General features: G+C 50.2%; 15 protein-coding genes and 1 CRISPR repeat array. Of the genes, 3 read left to right on the top strand and 12 right to left on the bottom strand.

Translation table 11 applies throughout. The features are described from left to right. Positions 1–5 precede the first annotated feature (5 nt). The 10 genes from cas1c to ACZ481_RS07130 all read right to left on the bottom strand — a co-directional run bounded on the left by cas1c (position 6) and on the right by ACZ481_RS07130 (position 12,351). Positions 6–1,037: a type I-C CRISPR-associated endonuclease Cas1c gene (cas1c, locus tag ACZ481_RS07175; RefSeq protein WP_464769480.1), complete on the bottom strand. Its 1,032-nt coding sequence runs from the start codon at positions 1,035–1,037 to the stop codon at positions 6–8. Further along, positions 1,034–1,729 carry a CRISPR-associated protein Cas4 gene (gene cas4, locus ACZ481_RS07170; protein WP_464769479.1) on the bottom strand — a complete coding sequence of 232 codons (696 nt, stop codon included), beginning with the start codon at positions 1,727–1,729 and terminating at the stop codon, positions 1,034–1,036. The genes cas1c and cas4 overlap by 4 nt, the downstream gene beginning before the upstream one ends. Further along, complete coding sequence (gene cas7c, locus ACZ481_RS07165; protein ID WP_464769478.1) at positions 1,726–2,589, bottom strand: type I-C CRISPR-associated protein Cas7/Csd2; 864 nt, start codon at positions 2,587–2,589, stop codon at positions 1,726–1,728. Before cas7c ends, cas4 begins: the two co-directional genes overlap by 4 nt. Further along, positions 2,582–4,411 carry a type I-C CRISPR-associated protein Cas8c/Csd1 gene (cas8c, locus tag ACZ481_RS07160; RefSeq protein ID WP_464769477.1) on the bottom strand — a complete coding sequence of 610 codons (1,830 nt, stop codon included), beginning with the start codon at positions 4,409–4,411 and terminating at the stop codon, positions 2,582–2,584. Before cas8c ends, cas7c begins: the two co-directional genes overlap by 8 nt. After that, positions 4,408–5,061 carry a type I-C CRISPR-associated protein Cas5c gene (cas5c, locus tag ACZ481_RS07155; RefSeq protein WP_464769476.1) on the bottom strand — a complete coding sequence of 218 codons (654 nt, stop codon included), beginning with the start codon at positions 5,059–5,061 and terminating at the stop codon, positions 4,408–4,410. Before cas5c ends, cas8c begins: the two co-directional genes overlap by 4 nt. 53 nt (positions 5,062–5,114) lie before the next feature. Then, positions 5,115–7,358 carry a CRISPR-associated helicase Cas3' gene (gene cas3 / locus ACZ481_RS07150; RefSeq protein ID WP_464769475.1) on the bottom strand — a complete coding sequence of 748 codons (2,244 nt, stop codon included), beginning with the start codon at positions 7,356–7,358 and terminating at the stop codon, positions 5,115–5,117. 131 nt (positions 7,359–7,489) lie between these two features. After that, a CRISPR array of direct repeats spans positions 7,490–8,111; the repeat unit is 32 nt; unit sequence GTTTCAATCCACACGCCCTTACGGGGCGTGAC. Between the two features lie 810 nt (positions 8,112–8,921). Next, on the bottom strand, positions 8,922–9,602 hold the full coding sequence (locus tag ACZ481_RS07145) for an RloB family protein (RefSeq protein WP_464769474.1): 681 nt from the start codon (positions 9,600–9,602) through the stop codon (positions 8,922–8,924). Further along, positions 9,599–10,819, bottom strand: a complete 1,221-nt coding sequence (locus ACZ481_RS07140; RefSeq protein ID WP_464769473.1) for an AAA family ATPase — start codon at positions 10,817–10,819, stop codon at positions 9,599–9,601. The genes ACZ481_RS07145 and ACZ481_RS07140 overlap by 4 nt, the downstream gene beginning before the upstream one ends. 90 nt (positions 10,820–10,909) lie before the next feature. After that, on the bottom strand, positions 10,910–11,095 hold the full coding sequence (locus tag ACZ481_RS07135) for a hypothetical protein (protein WP_464769472.1): 186 nt from the start codon (positions 11,093–11,095) through the stop codon (positions 10,910–10,912). A gap of 242 nt (positions 11,096–11,337) precedes the next feature. Further along, entirely contained in the window at positions 11,338–12,351 is a 1,014-nt protein-coding gene (locus ACZ481_RS07130; protein WP_464769471.1) for a helix-turn-helix domain-containing protein, read from the bottom strand. 364 nt (positions 12,352–12,715) lie between these two features. On the opposite strand from ACZ481_RS07130, the gene ACZ481_RS07125 reads away from it, so the two are divergent. Continuing rightward, on the top strand, positions 12,716–14,926 hold the full coding sequence (locus ACZ481_RS07125; RefSeq protein WP_464769470.1) for a TonB-dependent siderophore receptor: 2,211 nt from the start codon (positions 12,716–12,718) through the stop codon (positions 14,924–14,926). A 91-nt stretch (positions 14,927–15,017) separates the two neighbouring features. Here ACZ481_RS07125 and ACZ481_RS07120 read toward each other — a convergent pair whose 3' ends face one another. Next, on the bottom strand, positions 15,018–16,001 hold the full coding sequence (locus ACZ481_RS07120; RefSeq protein ID WP_464769469.1) for a helix-turn-helix domain-containing protein: 984 nt from the start codon (positions 15,999–16,001) through the stop codon (positions 15,018–15,020). Between the two features lie 337 nt (positions 16,002–16,338). Here ACZ481_RS07120 and ACZ481_RS07115 point away from each other — a divergent pair, with 337 nt between their 5' ends. Continuing rightward, positions 16,339–17,094, top strand: a complete 756-nt coding sequence (locus tag ACZ481_RS07115; RefSeq protein WP_464769468.1) for a TonB-dependent siderophore receptor — start codon at positions 16,339–16,341, stop codon at positions 17,092–17,094. Further along, positions 17,004–18,467, top strand: a complete 1,464-nt coding sequence (locus ACZ481_RS07110; RefSeq protein WP_464770592.1) for a TonB-dependent siderophore receptor — start codon at positions 17,004–17,006, stop codon at positions 18,465–18,467. Before ACZ481_RS07115 ends, ACZ481_RS07110 begins: the two co-directional genes overlap by 91 nt. 163 nt (positions 18,468–18,630) lie before the next feature. Here the strand turns inward: ACZ481_RS07110 and ACZ481_RS07105 are convergent, their stop codons facing one another. Next, positions 18,631–19,614: an AraC family transcriptional regulator gene (locus ACZ481_RS07105; RefSeq protein ID WP_464769467.1), complete on the bottom strand. Its 984-nt coding sequence runs from the start codon at positions 19,612–19,614 to the stop codon at positions 18,631–18,633. Positions 19,615–19,712: the final 98 nt, after the last annotated feature.

The following is a 19,712-nucleotide window of genomic DNA, read 5'->3' as shown; positions in this document are numbered from 1 at the left end:
CCTCCTCATTTCCAGATAAATGGCGGATAATCCTCCAGATCACCCCGCAGGTGCCTTGCCAGCAACAGAGCCTGGACATAAGGGACAAGCCCTAAGGGTATCTTCTCTTCAAGATAAGGGTGAGTAATCTCTTCCTGCTTTCTTTTTTGCCAGGCGGTCAGAACCTCCTTGCGGGTTTCATCATCCATGATGACCGCCCCGTTCTCCTTGACAGTAAATCCATCAGCGGTAATCTGTTTCCGGTTAATCAAGGTCACGGCCAGCCGGTCGGCAAAATGTGGCCGCAACTCCTCCATCACATCCAGTGCCAGGCTCGGCCGCCCTGACCGTTCCCGGTGCAGAAAGCCGACCTGCGGGTCCAGTCCCACACTTTCTAAGGCAGCAGCTGCTTCGTGAGTCAGTAACGTATAGAGGAATGACAGCAACGCATTGATCGTATCTGTTGGCGGACGCCGGTTACGGTTTTCCATGCGGAACTCGTTTTTTTGAGCTAAGAGAAGCTGATTAAAGTTGGCGAAATACACGCGGGCCGCTTCCCCTTCGATGCCCCGGATGGCATTCCCCTCCCGAGCTTTTTCCAGCCTGGCTACCGTTCCTGCCAGCCACTGGATGGCTTGCTGCAAAGAGTCATATTCCACGACTTCTTTATGATCCCGTAAGGCACGGTGTAATAATGCCCGGCTGTTCAGTATTTTAGCAGCAATAAATCTTCGGGATAAACGGGCCGAGATATCAGGATCATCGGCCCAGCGGTATTGGGTACGCCGTAATAAGACATTTCCCGAAATCCCGCCTGTCACCCGCCCCATAAACTTCCCGTATTCTGTCAGAAAAGACAGGGCTACGCCGCGCTCACAGCAAAGATACATCAGTTTGGGACTAGCTCCGGCAAAACCAAAACAAATAATGCCTTCCAAATTATGAATAGGCACCCGGAATTTAATCTCATCCTGAGCCTTAACAAGCACGTTTTCCCCGTCACAGGCCAGGTATGCGTCCGGCATAGTCACATACAGCGTATTGAGCAGCCGCCTCATGCTTGTTCCTCCTCCACACGGCACATACGCGCCAGATACTTGTCCACCGGACGGTGGCGCAGCATCCAATGGGGCTGACACTCCTCAATCAGTGAACACTGGGAACAACGTTTTCCCTTTTGCGCCTTAGGGGTTTTTCCCTCCCGCACAAACTGATGCATCCTGCCGGCAAGCTCCTCGGTATACTGCCTGAGCCGTTTGTCAATGGCAATTTCTTGCCGGTGCCTGGTTTCGCCGTAGAACAGATAGGCGGACTCCACATTCACCTGCATCATTTCTTCTAAGGCCATAGCCTGAGCACACAGCTGGACGGCATCCCGGTCGTCCATTTTAGGCTTGCCCCGCTTATACTCTACCGGCACCGGGCGCCACCAGCCCGCACGGTCTTTCAGCCGGCAATTCACACCGGCACTACCCTGCTCACTCCGGTGAAACTCCACAACATCGGCCACACCCCGCAGTCCAAGGGTACGGCTTACCAGTGGCATACTCCGGACAATCCGCACGTCTTTGCGGCTCTCGTCGGCAAAAGGATCATCCACCCGCTCATGTAAATGCTTGCCTTCGATGGTCCGGACATTCTCGGCCCAAACCTGCTCAATATGGATTAGCGCCCACTGACGTTCGCAAAAAGCCATGTGCTGAATACCGGAAAGCAGGAGAAAATCGTCTTCCTGAAGCGAGCCTATCATCGTACCATAATGGTCACGCCATCCGGTTTGGCGGCATAATCAATACTAATTGTGTAGTCGCTAAAGGCCCGGGGCGGCTTAGTTTTATCCTTCAAATCGCCTGTTACCAAATCAAACAGTCTGTGCGCCGGCGCATTGCCCAACGGGGTTTCATGTTCAAAAATCACCAGTTGTCTGGCAGCCATTTTCCCTCTGGCGGCCGAATGGTCATGCTCGAACATGTTTAACAGCGCATTCCAGAAAAGCTCCAGGTCGTCTGCAGAAAAGCCGGTTTTTCGAGCCAACGGGGCCGAAATGTACCCTTCGGCCCGATACAAGGCGTAGGGCACAATATGTTTCCGGCCCATAGTACGCTCTTTATCAGCATCCTTTTCATTGGTTACCGCCATTCGGGTGATGGTGACTTCCTGCGGCACAATCGGGCTTAAGCTTTTGGCAAAGGAGAACTGAACGGGGCCGCGCACCTGCCCGCAATTGACCTCGGTCGTCATCACCGCGCCAAAAGCGCGGATATCATAAAACCGGCGGCACATATAGCCGACAATAGCCTCAGCCTGGCTGGCCTCTTTCGGCAGTTTTTTGGCTTCCGGCTTAATTCCCTGGTCTTTGTAGGCCTCTTCGTTGACCCGGTTGAGCACAGCGTTTTCCCGGACATAGATATCAAAATGGTCTTTGTCATCCTGCACCAGATCAATATAGTTGCGGACTTTCCTCTTCAGGCATACGTCGGTTACCAGGCCGTGGCTGGTTTCCGGATCAATGCGCGGCATATTGCCGGCATCAGGGTCGCCGTTGGGGTTGCCGTTTTCCACCTCGAAAAAAAGGACAAATTCATACCGCTTATCAAGCACCTTATTCATTGTTATCACCCTTTCCCGCATCTTGTTTATTCTCATTTTTCGTGTAATTGGCCTGATTCTGGTGGTAATATCCCAGAATAAACTGTCCCTGGTCCTCCAGACTCAGATAATTGGGGAAGGCACTTAAACGGTTGACCACCGACTGAATTTTTCGGTCCAAAATATTGCCGTATTCGGCTTTGGCAATATGATGGCGGGATAACCGCAGCAGCAGCGGAAACACCGACGCCGGCGCCGCCGAAGCCGCCCCGAAATAACGGTCCCGGATGGTGGCATTGATTTGATTGCCCAACGCATCCTTTTGTACCTTTTCCAGCAAGGAAAACAATCTGCCTAATTGGTACCCGGTATTGTTATTGTCCTCATTTAACCCCATGGTAAGCATTGCCTCCTTTTCGTTTTGATCCCGCAGCCTATATTGCCGCATTAAAAACGCTTTAATCACCGCGGCCCGGATGGTTCCCTGGATGCTGTTGACGCCGCCATGCTCACCGCCGGTCCGACAGCGGCTTAACGCTAAATTATAAAGTGTTTGCGGATAGGCTTGACCGGATAAAATGGCCTGCAAAAACTGCCCGGCCAACAGGGGCGGAATATTTTTGGCCTCTTCCTGCACGGCCAGTGCTTTCAAAACCCGCCAGGGCGGCACCAGCTCGCCTAGCCGTTCTATGCCGACAATCTCCATATCCTGATAATGGCGGGCAATTTTTGTCAAAACCTCGCCAAAGCTGCTAACCCGCCAAAAACGTACGGACAGCCGAGCGGCATTGGGGGCCAGCCCCAGTAAATAGCACCGGGCATCGGCGGCAATATTACTATCACCGGCAGGCAGACCGGCCTTGATCCGTTCCAGGATGGTTTTCGCCTGTCTGGCCGTACTATAATCAATTCTCCGGTTCACTGACTCTTCCCCGGTATCTTCTGTATCACTCATAACCGGGTCCAAGCTCCAGGCGATTACTGCTTCAGCCTTTTTACCGCCTTTTTTGTCGGCCCAAAAGACCATGGTGGTGTCGGCCAGCCGCACCCGATTAAGGTCGCTGGAAATCAAATAATTTAGGGCGGTAGCGTAGGCAAAAGCCGCCTGTTTACTAACCGGGGCGTTAAAGCTTTGTGATTTGCTATAGGAAGTGAAGGCATCAGCATTAAAGGAGACCACAGACGCGCCGCTGGTTTGCGCTCCCACCACACCTTTGACCAACGGATGAATCCGGGCCAGGGCTGCGTGTTCACCGGTTATGAGGCATTGCCCGACTACCTCGGCCTCTTGTTCTTGTGTCCTGGCCTCCCAGGCTGCTTTAATTGCGTCAGTCTCATGAATATAGCCCAGCGCACCGTCCAGCTTGAAGACAATATGATAAGCGCCTATAACCTCAGCCAGTTTTGTCATAAGCTTGCTGTCGGCCATAGCGCTTGGGGGATTCCACTTCGCTAAAAAGCTGCGGACAGCCGCTGCTTCCCCACTCTGAACCTCTCGCAGAAACAGTTCATTTTTATTTTTGAAATCATGAAATTTATTGGCCGAAACATTGATGTCGCCTTGCTTGCTCCGCTCCAGCCCCAGCACATAGGCCGCGCTGTCGCAAAGTATATTGGCAGCAATACCCGATGTCCGGGTAGGCTGCTCAGGCACCAATAATACTTTAGGCACAGTCTTTTTGCTCTTAATATCGGCCAGCGGCAAAATATCGACCAGTGCGCCCTGTTCGTCAATAATCAACGCATGCGACACCTTGGCCGGACTGTAGCCCAACGGCGAAACCCCGGAATCGGGCTCAGCCAGCAAGCGGTAATAATGTTCGGCAAGAGCCTGTAAAATCAACCTTCTCCCCCCTTGGTAAGGCGGGTATCCACAATACCGTTTTTCATGACCGGCCGGAAGAAAATGGGCTGCATAGCATTGGCAAAATCAATGTCCCATAACATCCAGCCCAGGTCCTGTTCCCCGGTCAAGGGAGACGGCGCAACCTCGCCCTCAACCAGGGCAAAATGCACCGGAAACTCACGGCAGCCAAAATAAGGCCGCATATGGCACTGACCGGCCCGGGCCCGCCGTCTGAAAATATCGCAGTGCTTGCCGGGGTTGTCGCTTTCGCCGGCTTTGCCGGTCAGATCAAAATGGGCTTCCACAATGTACTCCACATCCCGCAACACCAGGGCCGCCCGCTGCTGGCGGTCCTCGGCGGCGTACTGGTGCAGGTCAATATTGCCTCCTTTAATAGCCGTTTTTACATTGCGCTCGGATATCTTGCCGGCAACCTCATTGCGGCGAATGGCTTCAAAGCGAATGGGTTTCATGACGTGAATACGGTCAATCACCCAGCTAATGGCCGGCTTCCAGTGAATGGCTTCTAAAATCCCTCTGGCAGCCGAAGGGGTCATCACGTCATAACTGACCCGCTCGGCTTTCATTTCCGGCCGGGTGAAGCAGGCGTAGTCGCCCCAAATCCTAAGGTTTACTCCATAGCCCATAGACTTCTCCTTTCTCTATGAATTTTATGGTTACGCTATATGTGCACCTAAACCTAGAATAGCAACACATCCGGCGGCGCTGTTACTTCCTTTGCGTCCCGCAGGCCGAACCTGGCATCGTAAAAACTTCTGTCAGTGACAAAATGCATGAAGCCGCCGATGGTTTTGATAACCTTTTCTTTTTGCAGGGCCGCTAATTCAAATTGGTATATCTGGACAACATATGGCTGCAGTTGCCGGGCCTTGCTGACCGGATAGGGATGGTATTCAGCCTCGGCCATCAGCCGCTCGGCAGTCTCATCCCAGGGAACCACCACCGGGACAGTGGCGCTGTCAATGAGCTGAAAGTCATGACTAATTGTGGCAAACGGAAAGGCGAGTCCATTGCTCCCTTCTTTAATCTTTTTAAGAATTCCCTGCGCATCCAGGTTGTTTTTCTCGACTTCAAATATCTGCCGGAAGTAATCCTCAATGGCTTCCAATGACAATATCTCGCCCCTCCGCTTGTCTACCTGACGCATTACGTCGCGGGCGATACCGGCAACCTCAGAGAATTTTCCTTTACTGGGCATCCCATGGGCTTCGGGCACAAACACAAAAACCTGTCCCGCTGTCCGCCGCCCCTCCCGGTTGCAGCGGCCTGCGGCCTGGGCAATGGAATCAATGCCGGCCGCCGCACGGTATACCACCGGAAAATCCACATCCACACCGGCCTCAATCAGTTGCGTGGCCACTACCCGGCAAGGGTGGCCCAACTTAAGCTCCTGCCTGATTTCAGTCAGTATTATTTTCCGGTGAGCCGGGCACATCCTAGCCGACAGATGATACACCCCTGCCATCGTCTGTTCCCGAAGTCGGTCAAACAGCAGGCGCGCATGCCGCCGGGTATTAACAATGGTCAGTACCTGAGACTGAGCGGCCATAGCTGTCGCCAGTGCTTCATCCACCATTTCGCCGACATACCGGACGGTAACCCGTTTAAAAATCCTTTGCAGCTCACCGGGGTCTTCCATAATCTCCACCGGTTGCAGCTTGCCCGGAATAAGGGCATTTACTGCCGGCTGCGTGGCCGTACACAAGACCACCGTTGCCTGATAATTCAACACCAGCTCAGCCAGCGCCCACAGGCATGGTTTCAAATATTCGACAGGCATCATCTGCGCTTCATCCAGAATGATGACGCTGTTGACCAAATTATGCAGCTTCCGACAGCGGGACCCTTTGCTGGCGTATAATGACTCAAAAAATTGCACAGCCGTAGTGACGACCACCGGCATGTCCCAGTTTTCCGCTGCCAGCCGGTGGGCTTTTTCCCGGGGATTCCATTCTTCGAAAGCTTCTTCGGGGTATTCAAAATTGCTGTGATGTTCAAGTACGACATTCTCATTTGCGGCCGAATCCTCCAGCGCCGCCCGGAATACATCGGCATTTTGCTCAATGATGCTAGTATAGGGGATAACATAAATCAACCGTTCCTTCTGATATTCGACGGCATGCTTCAGCCCGAAGGCCAAAGACGAATAGGTCTTGCCGCCGCCGGTAGGAACAGTCAGTGTGAACAGCCCCGGTTTATGTCCGGCCATGGCCAAACATCTGGCCAGGATCTGGCTGCGGGCATCGTTAATGTAAGACGGGTTCTGACGGCTCTGTTCCGCCAGTTGAGCCAGCCGCTTGTCCAGTCGGCTGCACAGCAACGCTAATGATATCTCCTCTGGCCGCGCTTGAAACTTGTCTTGGTTCATAAACCGCTCGGTATCCAAATAGTCGGCATCAACCAGGCATGAATACAGCATCCGGGTGGCAAAAGCAAGACTAAACGCCCCCATTTCCGGTGACCGGGCAACAGGCAACGTCTTTAAATCCTCCTGCGCCAACGGCGGAATCTCTATTTCCTGCATAAATGCCTGGTAGTCCGGGACAGCTTTTTGCAGCCTGTCCGGCAGGTTTTTACCCTCTCCTTTATGGCCATCCGGCAGACCGCTGTGATGACCGGCAATGGCAAAGGCTAGCACATTGCCGACTTGGCCAAATCGCCGGTATACTTCCTGCGCTCCGGCAGTAGCATGGTCCACCTTGGCGACCGCCCCGGCCAGCCTTTGCTGAAACAACCGGGAATACTTGCCCAGATCATGCGCCAGGCCAAGGATTTCCCCCAACTTGCCCGCCCCAAATTTTTCGGCCCGTTCTTTCGCCAGATAAGCTACGTTTTTTAAATGGTCCTTGAGCAACTGCCACTCGGGTTGAGGCAACACAGCTTTTGTCCGGGGATCTTCCTTGGTATGTCCATAGTATTGCACCGCTTCCCCCTCCTCAGGTTATATAATTGTGCCAGAAACATTGGTGACACGTATGCTTGTGATGTTTGAATCCCCTACCTAGATGCAACGCCCGTATGAGGTGTAACAAGCCATAAGTTAGTCCGAAATACGCTTCAATCCACACGCCCTTACGGGGCGTGACGCTGCCATACGCCGGCCATTACTGGTCCGTAGGCGTTTCAATCCACACGCCCTTACGGGGCGTGACGCCCATATGGCAAAAGCTTATTGACTGGTTTAATGTTTCAATCCACACGCCCTTACGGGGCGTGACGCCGAACAGACAGAGGTAGACAACCTGACCGGGGTTTCAATCCACACGCCCTTACGGGGCGTGACGATACAGGTTTTTGCTTCTTAAGTGGCGCAGTAGTTTCAATCCACACGCCCTTACGGGGCGTGACACCGCAAATTACAAAGTAAAAACAATCTACGAGCCGTTTCAATCCACACGCCCTTACGGGGCGTGACCAATGTTTCCGCCGCGAGTGTTAACCAACTCACGTTTCAATCCACACGCCCTTACGGGGCGTGACGGCAAATCAAGCGGTTAGCAAGGGGCAGTTGGATGTTTCAATCCACACGCCCTTACGGGGCGTGACATGATCTAGTTTCTGGCCATCGTCGTTGGAATGTTTCAATCCACACGCCCTTACGGGGCGTGACCGCCGATCGGCATTCCCTTGCCCATATGGGTGTCGTTTCAATCCACACGCCCTTACGGGGCGTGACTGCTCCCTTTAGAACATTATAAAAATCAAGCATGCAAACACTTGATTTTGCGAATCTAGCAATCTTTGCTATTCTTAACCCTAAACACAAAGCCCTTAAACACACCTAAGCCTTCAAACACAAAAGGTGCGAATGTCCTGGCAAATTAATGTACACTAAAGGTTCGCATCACAGACCAGAGGTCTCCATGAACCATAAATAATTTTACTTCCCGACATTCAACATGCTTTTTCCTGTTACAACCTAACATAACACGTAGCCTATCTGTCGCAGTTCACTCACCTCTCTAAATGTATATATTTCCCTTTATTTTGATATTTTTCCTGCGCAATCCTTAAAAAGATATTGCTAATCAAAATATTTTTTCATTTTTTGTCGAAACAACATTATTATTGTAATAGTTTTATTCAAATATCTATCGAATATTGCTTCATTTTTTTTTTGTTTTTGCTGAATTAGCAAGATTCGAGTTTTGTTATGTATTTCAACATTAATTTTTGTTTTAAGGCCATTCATTTAAACGCTCCCCCAAAACCTTGCAATTATTTTAGTAAACTATATTCTATTTTTTTTGTTTTATGCATATTAGTTAGATATAGGAAATATTTAAAATATCTATAGAATATAATTTGACAACTATATAAATGAATATTAATTTATATAAAAAATTGCGCGCCCGTGATGGGCGCGCCAAACGATATCCAGAATAATAATATGGACAGCTATATAAATATTTCAATCCACATGCTTTATAAAGCATGACTAAAACTAAATATTATAATATCATGTCCCGGCGGATTTGCAATCAAATTACTTCGGTATATATTTCAGTAGGTCCACCACTAATTCATGCACCTTGGTAGCTGGCCTTTGCATTGATGGCTTCTGCTTACCAAATTCTTTTAGTCTGTTTTCTGCAAAGCGAATGGCTAACTCCAGATTACCATATCGTTTGAGCAAGCTAAACAGATTAGTAAGGTTTTTCCGATATTCGCCTAATCCATGTCTGCGCAAATGTTGACTTAATTTCTTCTTATATTGTTCCCGGTCAATATCTGCCTGCAAATTCTCAAAATGGAGTAGAAACCAATACTCTATGCATTGGTTCGACCAAGCAGTTTTATACTGAATCTCACCTGTTTTAGATAATTTATTGGCCGCATAACTGGTATTATCAAATCTCTCCGGCGAAAAATCATCTTGGTCATATACCAACCAGACCTGATTTACTTGCCCTTTTAACTCAGCAACATATTTTTTGGCCCGTTCCAATAAGAAAATCGTATTTGTAGCTTCGCCCTCAATCTGGATTTCAACTTGCCTTACTTCAACCCGGTGATCATATTGAGCATTAATCAGACTTCTAATCTCTTTAAAATATTCCGGCTCTGTCTTCGTTCCCTCGCAAATAATTAAATAATAGGTAAGCGGCTCAATAATATGCATCCGGCGTTTTTCCCGCCCTAAAGCGTTGACCGCTTTTTTACTCATAACTCTGCCTCCCAGTTGAGGCAGCACCGCAGATAAGGGTCTGCGCCATATCTTCCTTCCAGATACTGCTTATCAAAAATAGCGTCTTTCCGCACACCATTGCCAGCCTGATCTTTAAATTCCACTAATGAATACAACTTAGAACTTTGCCTGCTATCTTTGGCAACAAACCATATTTCATCGCGGCGGAAAACTTCTTTTTTCATGGTCGATAGATCATGGGAAGTAAATATCAGTTGCGCCTTATGGGGATTTGAGCAGGGATTACTAAACAGCTCGATAATATAGCGGATCAGTTTTGGATGTAACTTGGCATCCATTTCATCAATAACGATTACACCGCCCCGCATTAACGCCTGAATAACAAAAGGCAGACAGGCAAACAACTTAATCGTGCCACTAGACTCTTCCTGAAGTTCTAATTCATATTCTTGTTCTTGCACAACATGTTTAGTGAAAATTTCATATTCGTCCTCTTTATCACCCTTTTTATAACGAAAACTGGAAATGTCGCTATCCATTTCCTGAATTATTTTAAACATAATATTTTGGATTTTGTCATTTTCAAATAAGAATATTCTTGATTCATAAAATGGATTACCGAAATTAACAAATTCACATCTTTCAAACCAAGCAATAATTTCATTAATTGTGTCAATGTCTTTTAAAATTTTCAGATACGCTAAGAAAGGAATGGTATCTGCAACTCCAATGTTCTCCATAGATTTGAGTAATGGACCTGTGTCAATTTTTTCTGCATTATGATTGCGGACAAAGATTTTACTGGCTCTTTTTCCGTTAATGTTCTGTTTATAGAGGCTTTCATAGATAATAACTTGTTTTTTAATGTGCAAATTATACCGGTATTCTACGCCAGTAGTCCGGAAAAACAAGGTAAATTCGGTTGGCGCTTCTATTGTTTCCGGATCAAACTTGAAGGGCGTAGTCAGATTGGTGTTCTTATTTTTAACTTCGTTCGCATTTTTAAGAACGTAGATAGGCCTCATTATGATGCTGACCAAAACGACAAAGGCCTCTAGCACCGTACTCTTGCCACTGCCATTAGGACCATAAAGCGCAGCAAGCGGCAAAAATCTTTGCCCGTCGGAATCGACAAGAAGAGTGTTTTCATGCTCGGAAATGGCCACAGCCTGCATATCCAGAACAGCCTCATCCCGAAAACTTTTAAAATTTTTAAATGTGAACTGACACAGCATGCTGGCTTCACTCCATTACAAAAAAGTCTCATTATTTAGAGTTATGTTCTATAATAATAAAATTTATACCTGCTTTTTTGAGTTTTTTTCTCATATTATCAGGGTTACACTTTTCGATATGGTAATAGGCTCATATGGCTTTCGTCTCGTTTGGGTTGCTGCCACTCCTTTTTTTACTTTGTCAATGATATATAGCCGATACATGATCTCTTCAAGATTGGCTGTTTCCGGCAGCTTAGAAATGACTTCAATAGCTTCCTTCTTCAATGTTTTCATCAAGCTAAATATGACTTGGATCTATTCCGTCTCCATAGCGATGCCTCGAATATCGTAATGTATGGCGACTATGACATATGTGACGGTGAGGAGTTTGATGAAGTAATGATTAATCACGGGCACAGCAAGGCTACTCGTCCAGACAAAAAACAGTGTAGGCTTTATTGCTGGCTCTGAGAACAATGAATGACACATCGGCAGATACAAACAAGGACCATCCCCAGTGTCCTGCTCACCTGTTGCTAAATATTAAAGGCTTTCCTGGCCGCCCGCGGCGTAAAGCCGTGAACCCGTTTAAAGGCAACAGTAAACTTGCTGGGGCTTTGGTAGCCCAGCAGAGTACTGATATTTTGCACACTCATCTCGTCATTGGATAACAGCCGCAGGGCATAGCTCATTTTTTCCTGGCGGATATACTCGGCAACCGTCATATTATAATACGCCTTAAATGACTGGCGCAGCTTGGTCGTCCCCATCCCTGCCAGGCGTGCCAGTTGCGCGACGTCCGGCGGCGCTAAAATATTATTGTCCAGTTCTTCTTTGGCCCGCCAGAGAAGTTTTATGTTTTCATAAGTCAAATGGCTGGGGCGCCTGAGCCTGGTAAACATCTCCGCATAGCCCCTGTTTTGCACACCGCACAATATCAGCGAAAGAATTTCAATCATTTTGCTTTCGTAATACATAAACGGCGCAATGGATATCCGGATGGTATACTTGAGCTGTTCAAAAGCCATCAGAATCTCCGGTGTATTATAATAATGCTCCGGCCAGGTTAACGCATCCTCGACCGTCAGCCACTCGCCCCGGCCCCGTTCCTGAAAATAATCCGCAATAAAATCGGCAAAAAGCCAGGCGCTGGTATAACAGAGCTTAGACGGACTGCCAAACCGGATTTTAAACGGCTTGCCCCGGTTGACCAGCAGATGAATGCCCCGCCCCAGCTTCCTGCTTTTTTTGCCCTGCTCAATGATCGTCATATCACCGGCTGCCAGAGAGCACAGCCACAAACCGGGCTGGGCAATCTCATAGCCCCTGGTAACCGGCTGCTGCAGACTAAAATAGGCATCGGTAACACACCAGCCCGGTTCAGGCTGTACATCAATCAGCCAGCTGTCGCCATTTTCGGGCGTCAGGCTGTATTTGACGCCTTTGCTCCTGTACTTTTTTGCCGTGCAGCCTAACTGCTCCGCCAATTCCCGGCTGCCGCCGGCATATTCATTGGTGCTCACGCCTGCTTCCTTTCCGACCGGCAGCACCGGCTAATTGATTCCCCCGGAACTGCCTGCCCCGCTTTTGCCTATTATCATATCATGCTAGAAAAGGTAAACGCCATGCCTTTTCGTTCCCTGCTGACAGAGGACTATACCGTAAAAACGCAAACCAAGACCGTGTGTTGCCTCTCAACTGAGAAAAATTATCGGTTGATTCCGTTTTCCGCCTGTAGTCACCTGCAAACAGGTCCCCTGCCCGCCCATTGACCGGGCTAAAATTGCTTTGATATAATTAGCCACAAGTTAGTCCGTGCCGGCACACCAGAACTAACAGTATTTTTTCGTTCTTGTTGATAATGAAATTCATTGTCAATCGCTGTGTGAGTTTATCTGAAGGAGCAAAAAGCGCATGCAACAATCAATTTCCCCGCCAACGGCCAAGCGCCTGCTTTATGCCTTACTTGGCATCAGCCTGTTCTGGCCCCTGCCGGCCGCTGCGGCAAATGGACCGGATGCGACAGAAAACAGCGCAACTGGCCAGACTGCAAAACAACCGCCGCAGTCGCCGGAGTTTTCCCTGGACGAAGTAGAAATAACCGCCGTCAGAGACAGTGCCCCGGATGACGGTTACATGGCCAAACGCAGCAGCGCCGCTACCAAAACCGATACGCCGCTGGAAGAAACCGCCCGCTCGCTCAGCGTAGTGACCGGCGAACAAATGGCAGCCCGCGGTGTCACCGATTTGTTTGACGCCTTAAGCTATACGCCCGGCTTCAGCGATGCCACTGCTAACCGGGACTCCCGCCACTTTCTGGCTCAGATCCGCGGCTTCACCAACAACTTTGTCACCCATACCGATGGCCTGCGCATGCTTCAGGGCGTTGGTGTGGCCAACCCCAACTATGACACCTATAGCTTTGAACGGATTGAGGTGCTGCGCGGCCCGGCCGGCATCCTCTATGGCGCCGGCAATCCCGGCGGTGTCGTCAATCAGGTGTCCAAGCAGCCGACCAGTCAACCCATACGGGAAATTCAACTCCAGACCGGCAGCAATAACCTGTTCAGCGGGGCCATTGACCTGGGCGGGACTGTCAATGCCCAGGACAATGTAGAGTTCCGGCTGACGGCTCGCTCCTCTGATGAGAATACCTCCATGGACTATGGCAAAGCCGAGAGGCATTTTATCGCCCCTGCCCTTACCTGGCGGCCCCGCGATAATACCAGCCTGACCATCCTGACGCATTTTCAAAAGGATGATATCAAAGGCGCGCCGGACATCAATCCATACCGCTACCTGCCCAATCACGGCTTATACGGCTATTCCGGCACCGGGTTCTATGGCGAGTACGATTATGACCGGTTTATCAAAAACGATAAGGAACTGGGGTATATTCTTAAACACCGCTTTAACGATACCTGGACGGTAACCCAAAGTACCCGGCATTCAAGCATAGATGAGAAATCCAGGGTGATTTATGTTGACAGCGCAGCCAATGGCGTCGCCAGCCGCTCAGCCGAGTATCTGGATACCGACCTGAGTGCCAATATTATTGATACCTACTTTCAGGCCGACTGGTCCAGCGGCGCCGTTAAGCATGTTACCCTGCTGGGTTTTGATTATCAGAACACCGGTTATGACTACAACTATGCCTGGGGCAGCGTCCCCGATCTTGACCTCACGGCCATGAACTATGGCCAGAAAATTACCGATCCTGCTTTTACGTATATGTGGAAATACAAAGTAAAACAAACCGGCTGGTATTTGCAGGACCAGCTCAAATTCGGCCGCTGGACGGCAACGGCAGGCGGGCGTTATGACCGCTATGACAGTAACCGGCTGGAACGCCTGACCAACACCTATACCCGCATCGACCAGAGCGCTTTCACCGGCCGCCTGGGCCTGGTCTATGACGCCGGCAACGGGCTGTTTCCCTATATCAGCTATGATGAATCATTTGAGGGCCAGCAGGGAGCCGACCGCTACGGGAATGCTTTTGACCCTACCACCGGCCGCCAATATGAATTGGGCGTGCAATACGCACCCGAAAACAGCAGCATCCGTTATACGGCCGCAATCTTCGATCTGCGCAAGCAAAATATGCTGACGGACGATCCGTCAAATCAGGCCGGCCAGACTCGTTATCAGGTTCAGACCGGCGAAACCTCTGCCCGGGGGTTGGAGCTGGAAGCCAATATTGCGGCGCTAAAAGGATTCAATCTTACCGCCGCCTATACCTACATGCCCAAACATGAGATCACCAAAGATACCGTTGCGGCCAATATTGGCCGCAAAACAGCCAATGTATCCAAACACAGCGCCTCTTTCTGGCTGGACACAGCTGCTCCGGCGCAGGAGCAAGGCATACTTGCACAGGGCTGGGGCTTTGGCGCCGGCCTGCGCTACATCGGCTCACGCTATGACTATACCAATACCGTAAAATTGGGCGGCGTAGTCCTGACCGATGCCATGGTCCGTTATGACAGCGGTGGCTGGCGCTACGCCCTCAACGTGCACAATCTGTTTGACCGGGAATATGTTATCGGCACCTTTCCCGCCGAAGGCTATGAGTACGTCAACCCCGGCCGCACCTTCCGGCTGACCGCCACCCGCCGCTGGTAGAACGCTTGCATCCAGCCACTTGCACTACAGCCAAGCAGCCTGTCTGTTCCCGGCAACGGAGATCAGACAGGCTGCTTTTGCCTGCCTTACATTACAACCCGAATGATTTGCGGATGTACGAAGGGGAATAACCATGTATCCTTTTAAATGCGGCGGTAAATTTACTGGCATTTTCGTAGCCGGCCATCGCGGCGATATTTTTGATACTAAGCCCGTCGTCCCACAACAGCCGCAGGGCATACTTCAGTCTTTCCTCGCGAATATATCCGGCAATGGATATTCCGTACCAGAGTTTAAAGCAATGCTGCAACTTGCTGATGCTCATCTGAACCATTACAGCCAGTTGGCTGACAGACGGCGGAGCCAGAATATTCCTGTCCAGCTCTTCTTTCACTTTTAGGATATAGGTGCGGTCATAATACGTTAAATAATTTTTCCGCCGTGTTTTCCAGTGCTTCCGCCAGCAATCTTCGTAGTGAATATTGCGCAGGATGAGCATCAGCACTTCACAGGCTTTGTGTTCGTAGTACGGCAGCGGGGCGGAGGCATGACGGACATTGGCTTTAAGCTGTTCAAAGACCAGCAGCAGCTCCGGCGTATTGTATTGCGGACTTTGCCAGGCCAGCGCGTCGGCCAGGGTAAAACTCCGGCCCGGCAGCCATCCGTCCAGTTGGGCGGCGATGTAATCGCTGAACAGCCACATACCGGTATAGCATTGCCACTTTCCCGCCCCGTAAATGATTTTGAACGGCTGACCCCGGTTGACAAGTAAATGGATGCCCGGCCTGAGTTGCCGGGCCTTTTTGCCGGTTTCGACAATAGTCATGTCGCCGCTACTAAACGAGCATAGCCACAGTCCGGACTCAGCGACGGCATATTCCCGGACAACAGGCGCCGCCAGAGAAAAATGCGTATCTGTCAATATGAGACCCGGGGCGGGGCAAACATCCATCAGCCAGTTGTCGCCGTGGGGCGACGGCAAATTATATCTTATCCCGCTGCGAAAAACTTCCGGCTGTGCGCCAAATTGTTCACTCAGTTCGCGGCTGCCTGTCCGGTATACATTCCGATCCATAAGCATTCCCTCCCCTTGATCCACTATGATTAGAATAACAAATGCATCTTTTCAAAGCAATCCCTTTGGCCGAAGCACAAGGCTCCAAACTAATGCAAAGATAATCCGAATCCTGGCATAAACGCGATTACTGACCACCTCCGAGTCGAGTAATATTCTAACCTTATAGACCCTACGCTACCATTACCGCTCCCCCCCGTTAAGACCTTGGTAAAGCGTTGACTGAGCAAAACGGTATTGCTATAATGAACCCGCAAGCTTGCTAATCGCGAATAAAACTCATTATCATTTATTATTAATTATGACCGACCACACTAACACAGCAAAGGGTGACGTTATGAAGAGACATTATCTGCGAAAAACCGGCCTGCTCTGCACTCTGATCGGCGGCAGCCTGTTCTGGCCCCTGACAGGTTATGCAGCCGAGGAAAGTGCACCGCCGGCGGAGCAAACAGTCGACCTGCAGCGGGAGTTTACCCTGGAAGGCCTTTTTATTACCGCCACCCGTTTAACCGACGGTTATGTCGCCAAAAACAGCACCATCGGCACCAAGACGGATACGCCGCTCAGCGAAACCGCTCAGTCAATCAGTGTAATCACCAGAGAACAAATGGAAGCCCGAGGCGTGCAATCCCTGGATGAAGCCTTAGCCTATACGCCAGGTGTCAGCGCCGGCATCTGGGGAAAGGATGGCCGCGGCAACAGTACGATCAAAATTCGCGGCTTTGGCAGTGGTGTACGTTCGACATTCACGGACGGCCTGCGTGCTCCGTATGGCTCGTGGTCCGCCGCCAATACCGACACTTACGCGTTTGAACGGATTGAGATCCTGCGGGGGCCTGCTTCCGTTCTCTATGGCTTCAGCAATCCCGGCGGCCTCATCAATCAGGTTACCAAGCGGCCAACCGAACATCCAATACATGAAATCCAACTCCAAGCTGGTAACCACGCCAATAAAGGTGCATCCTGGATATCGGCGGACCAGTCCATGAAGATGGTAAACTGCTGTTTCGCTTCACAGCCCGCGCCCAGGAGCAGGATTTTGAACAGGACTACTCCAGTGGCAAACGCACCTTTATTGCCCCGGCGCTAACCTGGCAGCCGGATGACGCCACAAAACTGACCATTTTGGCTAATTACCAAAAAAATAAAATCAAAGGCAATTATTTCGGCAACCGGCGGATTTATGATTCCGAGCATACCCTGCACGGCTATCGCGGCACACTGTTTACCGGGGAGCCAGATTATGACCGTTTCGAACAGGAACTGAAAGAGATCGGTTATATTTTTGAACATCAGTTTAATGATGTATGGTCAGTGACCCAAACCGCCCGCCATTCTGATATTGATCTGTTAAGTAAATACCTGGGCATAGACGAATACTCCGGTACTGACGGACGGACGTTAAGCCGTTATGCCAACCATATAACAGAAACACTGCGGGCCGATGCCGTCGATACCCATTTTCAGGCTAAATGGTCGGCTGGGTCCTGGACCCATACGACCTTGCTGGGCTTTGATTATCTGCGGAGCGACTTTGATAATCGCTGGGGCTCAGGTTCCGCCCCTAGTCTCGATCTGATTACGCTGAATTACGGCCAGGCAGTGACAACGCCGGAAACTGTTCCTAATCAAATGTCGCACATGCGCCAGCGTGGCTTGTATCTACAGGAGCAAGCCAAGTTCGGCGACCGGTGGGTGTTTATGGCGGGCGGCCGCCGGGATTGGTTTGAAGACGATCTGAACAGTATCAAACAAGCAGCCAATACCGGGCGCGCCGGTCTGGTCTACCATGCCACGAATGAACTATCCCCTTATTTTAGTTATGCGGAGTCCTTCGAACCACAGTCCGGCGCCGATCGCCACGGCAAGGCCTTCGTGCCCACCACCGGCCGTCAGTATGAACTGGGCATTCAATATGAACCGGCCGGGGCCAACGCCCGGTTTTCCGCCGCCATTTTTGATCTGCGCCAACAAAATGCGCTTACCGACGACCCGCTCAATTCTGCCAGTGAATGGTTCAGTGTGCAGATCGGTGAAATCGCCTCGAAAGGCCTGGAACTGGAAGCCAATCTGACCACCGCCAAAGGCGTCAATCTGCTCGCCGCCTATACGCTGCTGGATCATAAAACAACCAAGAGTAGCGATCCGGCAGCCATCGGCAGACGCGGTGCCGGCGTTTCCAGACATTCCGCCGCTCTCTGGGCCAACTACACCGTCCCGGAGGGCCGGCTGAAAGGGCTGGGCTTTGGTGGTGGAGTGCGCTATATTGGCTCGCGTTATAATAATATGAATACTGAGAAATATCCGGGGATATTGCTGGCTGATGCCATGTTGCGCTATGACCTTGCCGAATGGCGGCTAGCCCTGAATGTGCGTAATCTATTTGATAAGTTTTATAATGTCAGCGGCAATTTCGCCGGTGAAGGTCGGGCCGTCCTCTTAACCGCCACCCGCCGCTGGTAACCCGCGCAGATAAGCCTGGTACGTGTATTTTCCATAGACAATAAATAGCCGTTAAAGGGCGTCTCCCGGCAGGTTTTTATCTGCCGGGAGACGCCCTTTGGCTGGAATGCCGGCTGGGCTTCTACCGTGCTTTGCCACCCCCGTTATTCCTAAAACAGTCCGTCTATAACCCCAGAGTTTTTCTAAACTGACTTGGCGTCACACCATGAATCCTCCTGAAAGCAGCGGTGAACTGACTGGCGCTTTTATAGCCCAGCGTTGTGGCAATATTGTTGATGCTCAGAGCGTCATCGCCTAGTAGCTGCAGGGCATATTTCATTTTTCCCCGCCGTACATATTCGGCAATGGTTATTTGATAAAAATTCTTAAAACGCTGACGCAGTCTGGTTGTTCCCATTTCGGCGATAACCGCCAACTGTTCAAGGCTCGGCGGATTCAAAATATTTTCATCCAGAGCCGCCTTGACCTTCCAGATATACTTTTTATTCTGATAGGTCAGCCTGGTACGCATTTTCTTTTCGGTGTGTTTCTGGCAATATGCTTCATGCTTGGCGTTGCACCGGATCAGTCCCAAAATTTCCAGCACTTTGCCTTCAAAGTACATGGCCGGAGCAAGTGCCCATCGAACGCCATATTTCAGTTGTTCAAAGGCCAGGGCCAGTTCAGGGGTATTATACTGCGTACTGTGCCACTGCAACGCGTCGGTTGCGGCAAACGGCTCCTCCTTTGCGCTATCCTGAAAATAGCTGGCAATGCGATCGGCGGTGATCAATATACTGGTATACAGAATCCTCTCGGTATGCTTAAAGACCATTTTAAACGGGCGGCCCTGACTGACAAAGACATAAATTCTGCCCGGCTGCAGTTTTTTAGGTTTTCTCCCTTTTTCAATAATGGTGGTATCACCACTTTCAAAGAAGCATAACCACAGAAAGGGCTGCAGCGTATTGTACTGAAAAGTATCCGGATACGGCAGCGTAAAATAAGCGCTGCTAACCACTAAATCCGGTTGGGGATGCAAATCGATAATCCAGCTGTTGCCCTGACCTGGGGGCAGAATGATATACCGGCTGTAATTGCCATAATCGGTTTTCTCTCCTCCCGCCCGCAAAACCAGCTCACTATGCCCTAAAGCAAAGTCTTCCATGTCTTTGGCTCATCCCTTTCATCCTTGATAGCCTCAGCGCCCCTACTATCATCATACCATAATACGCGGCACAACCAATGCCCTTTATTGACAAAAAC

It is taken from the genome of Sporomusa intestinalis (genome assembly GCF_055383785.1).
The sequence above is the reverse complement of the archived record's forward strand: the minus strand, read 5'-3'. Positions and strand labels throughout refer to the sequence as shown.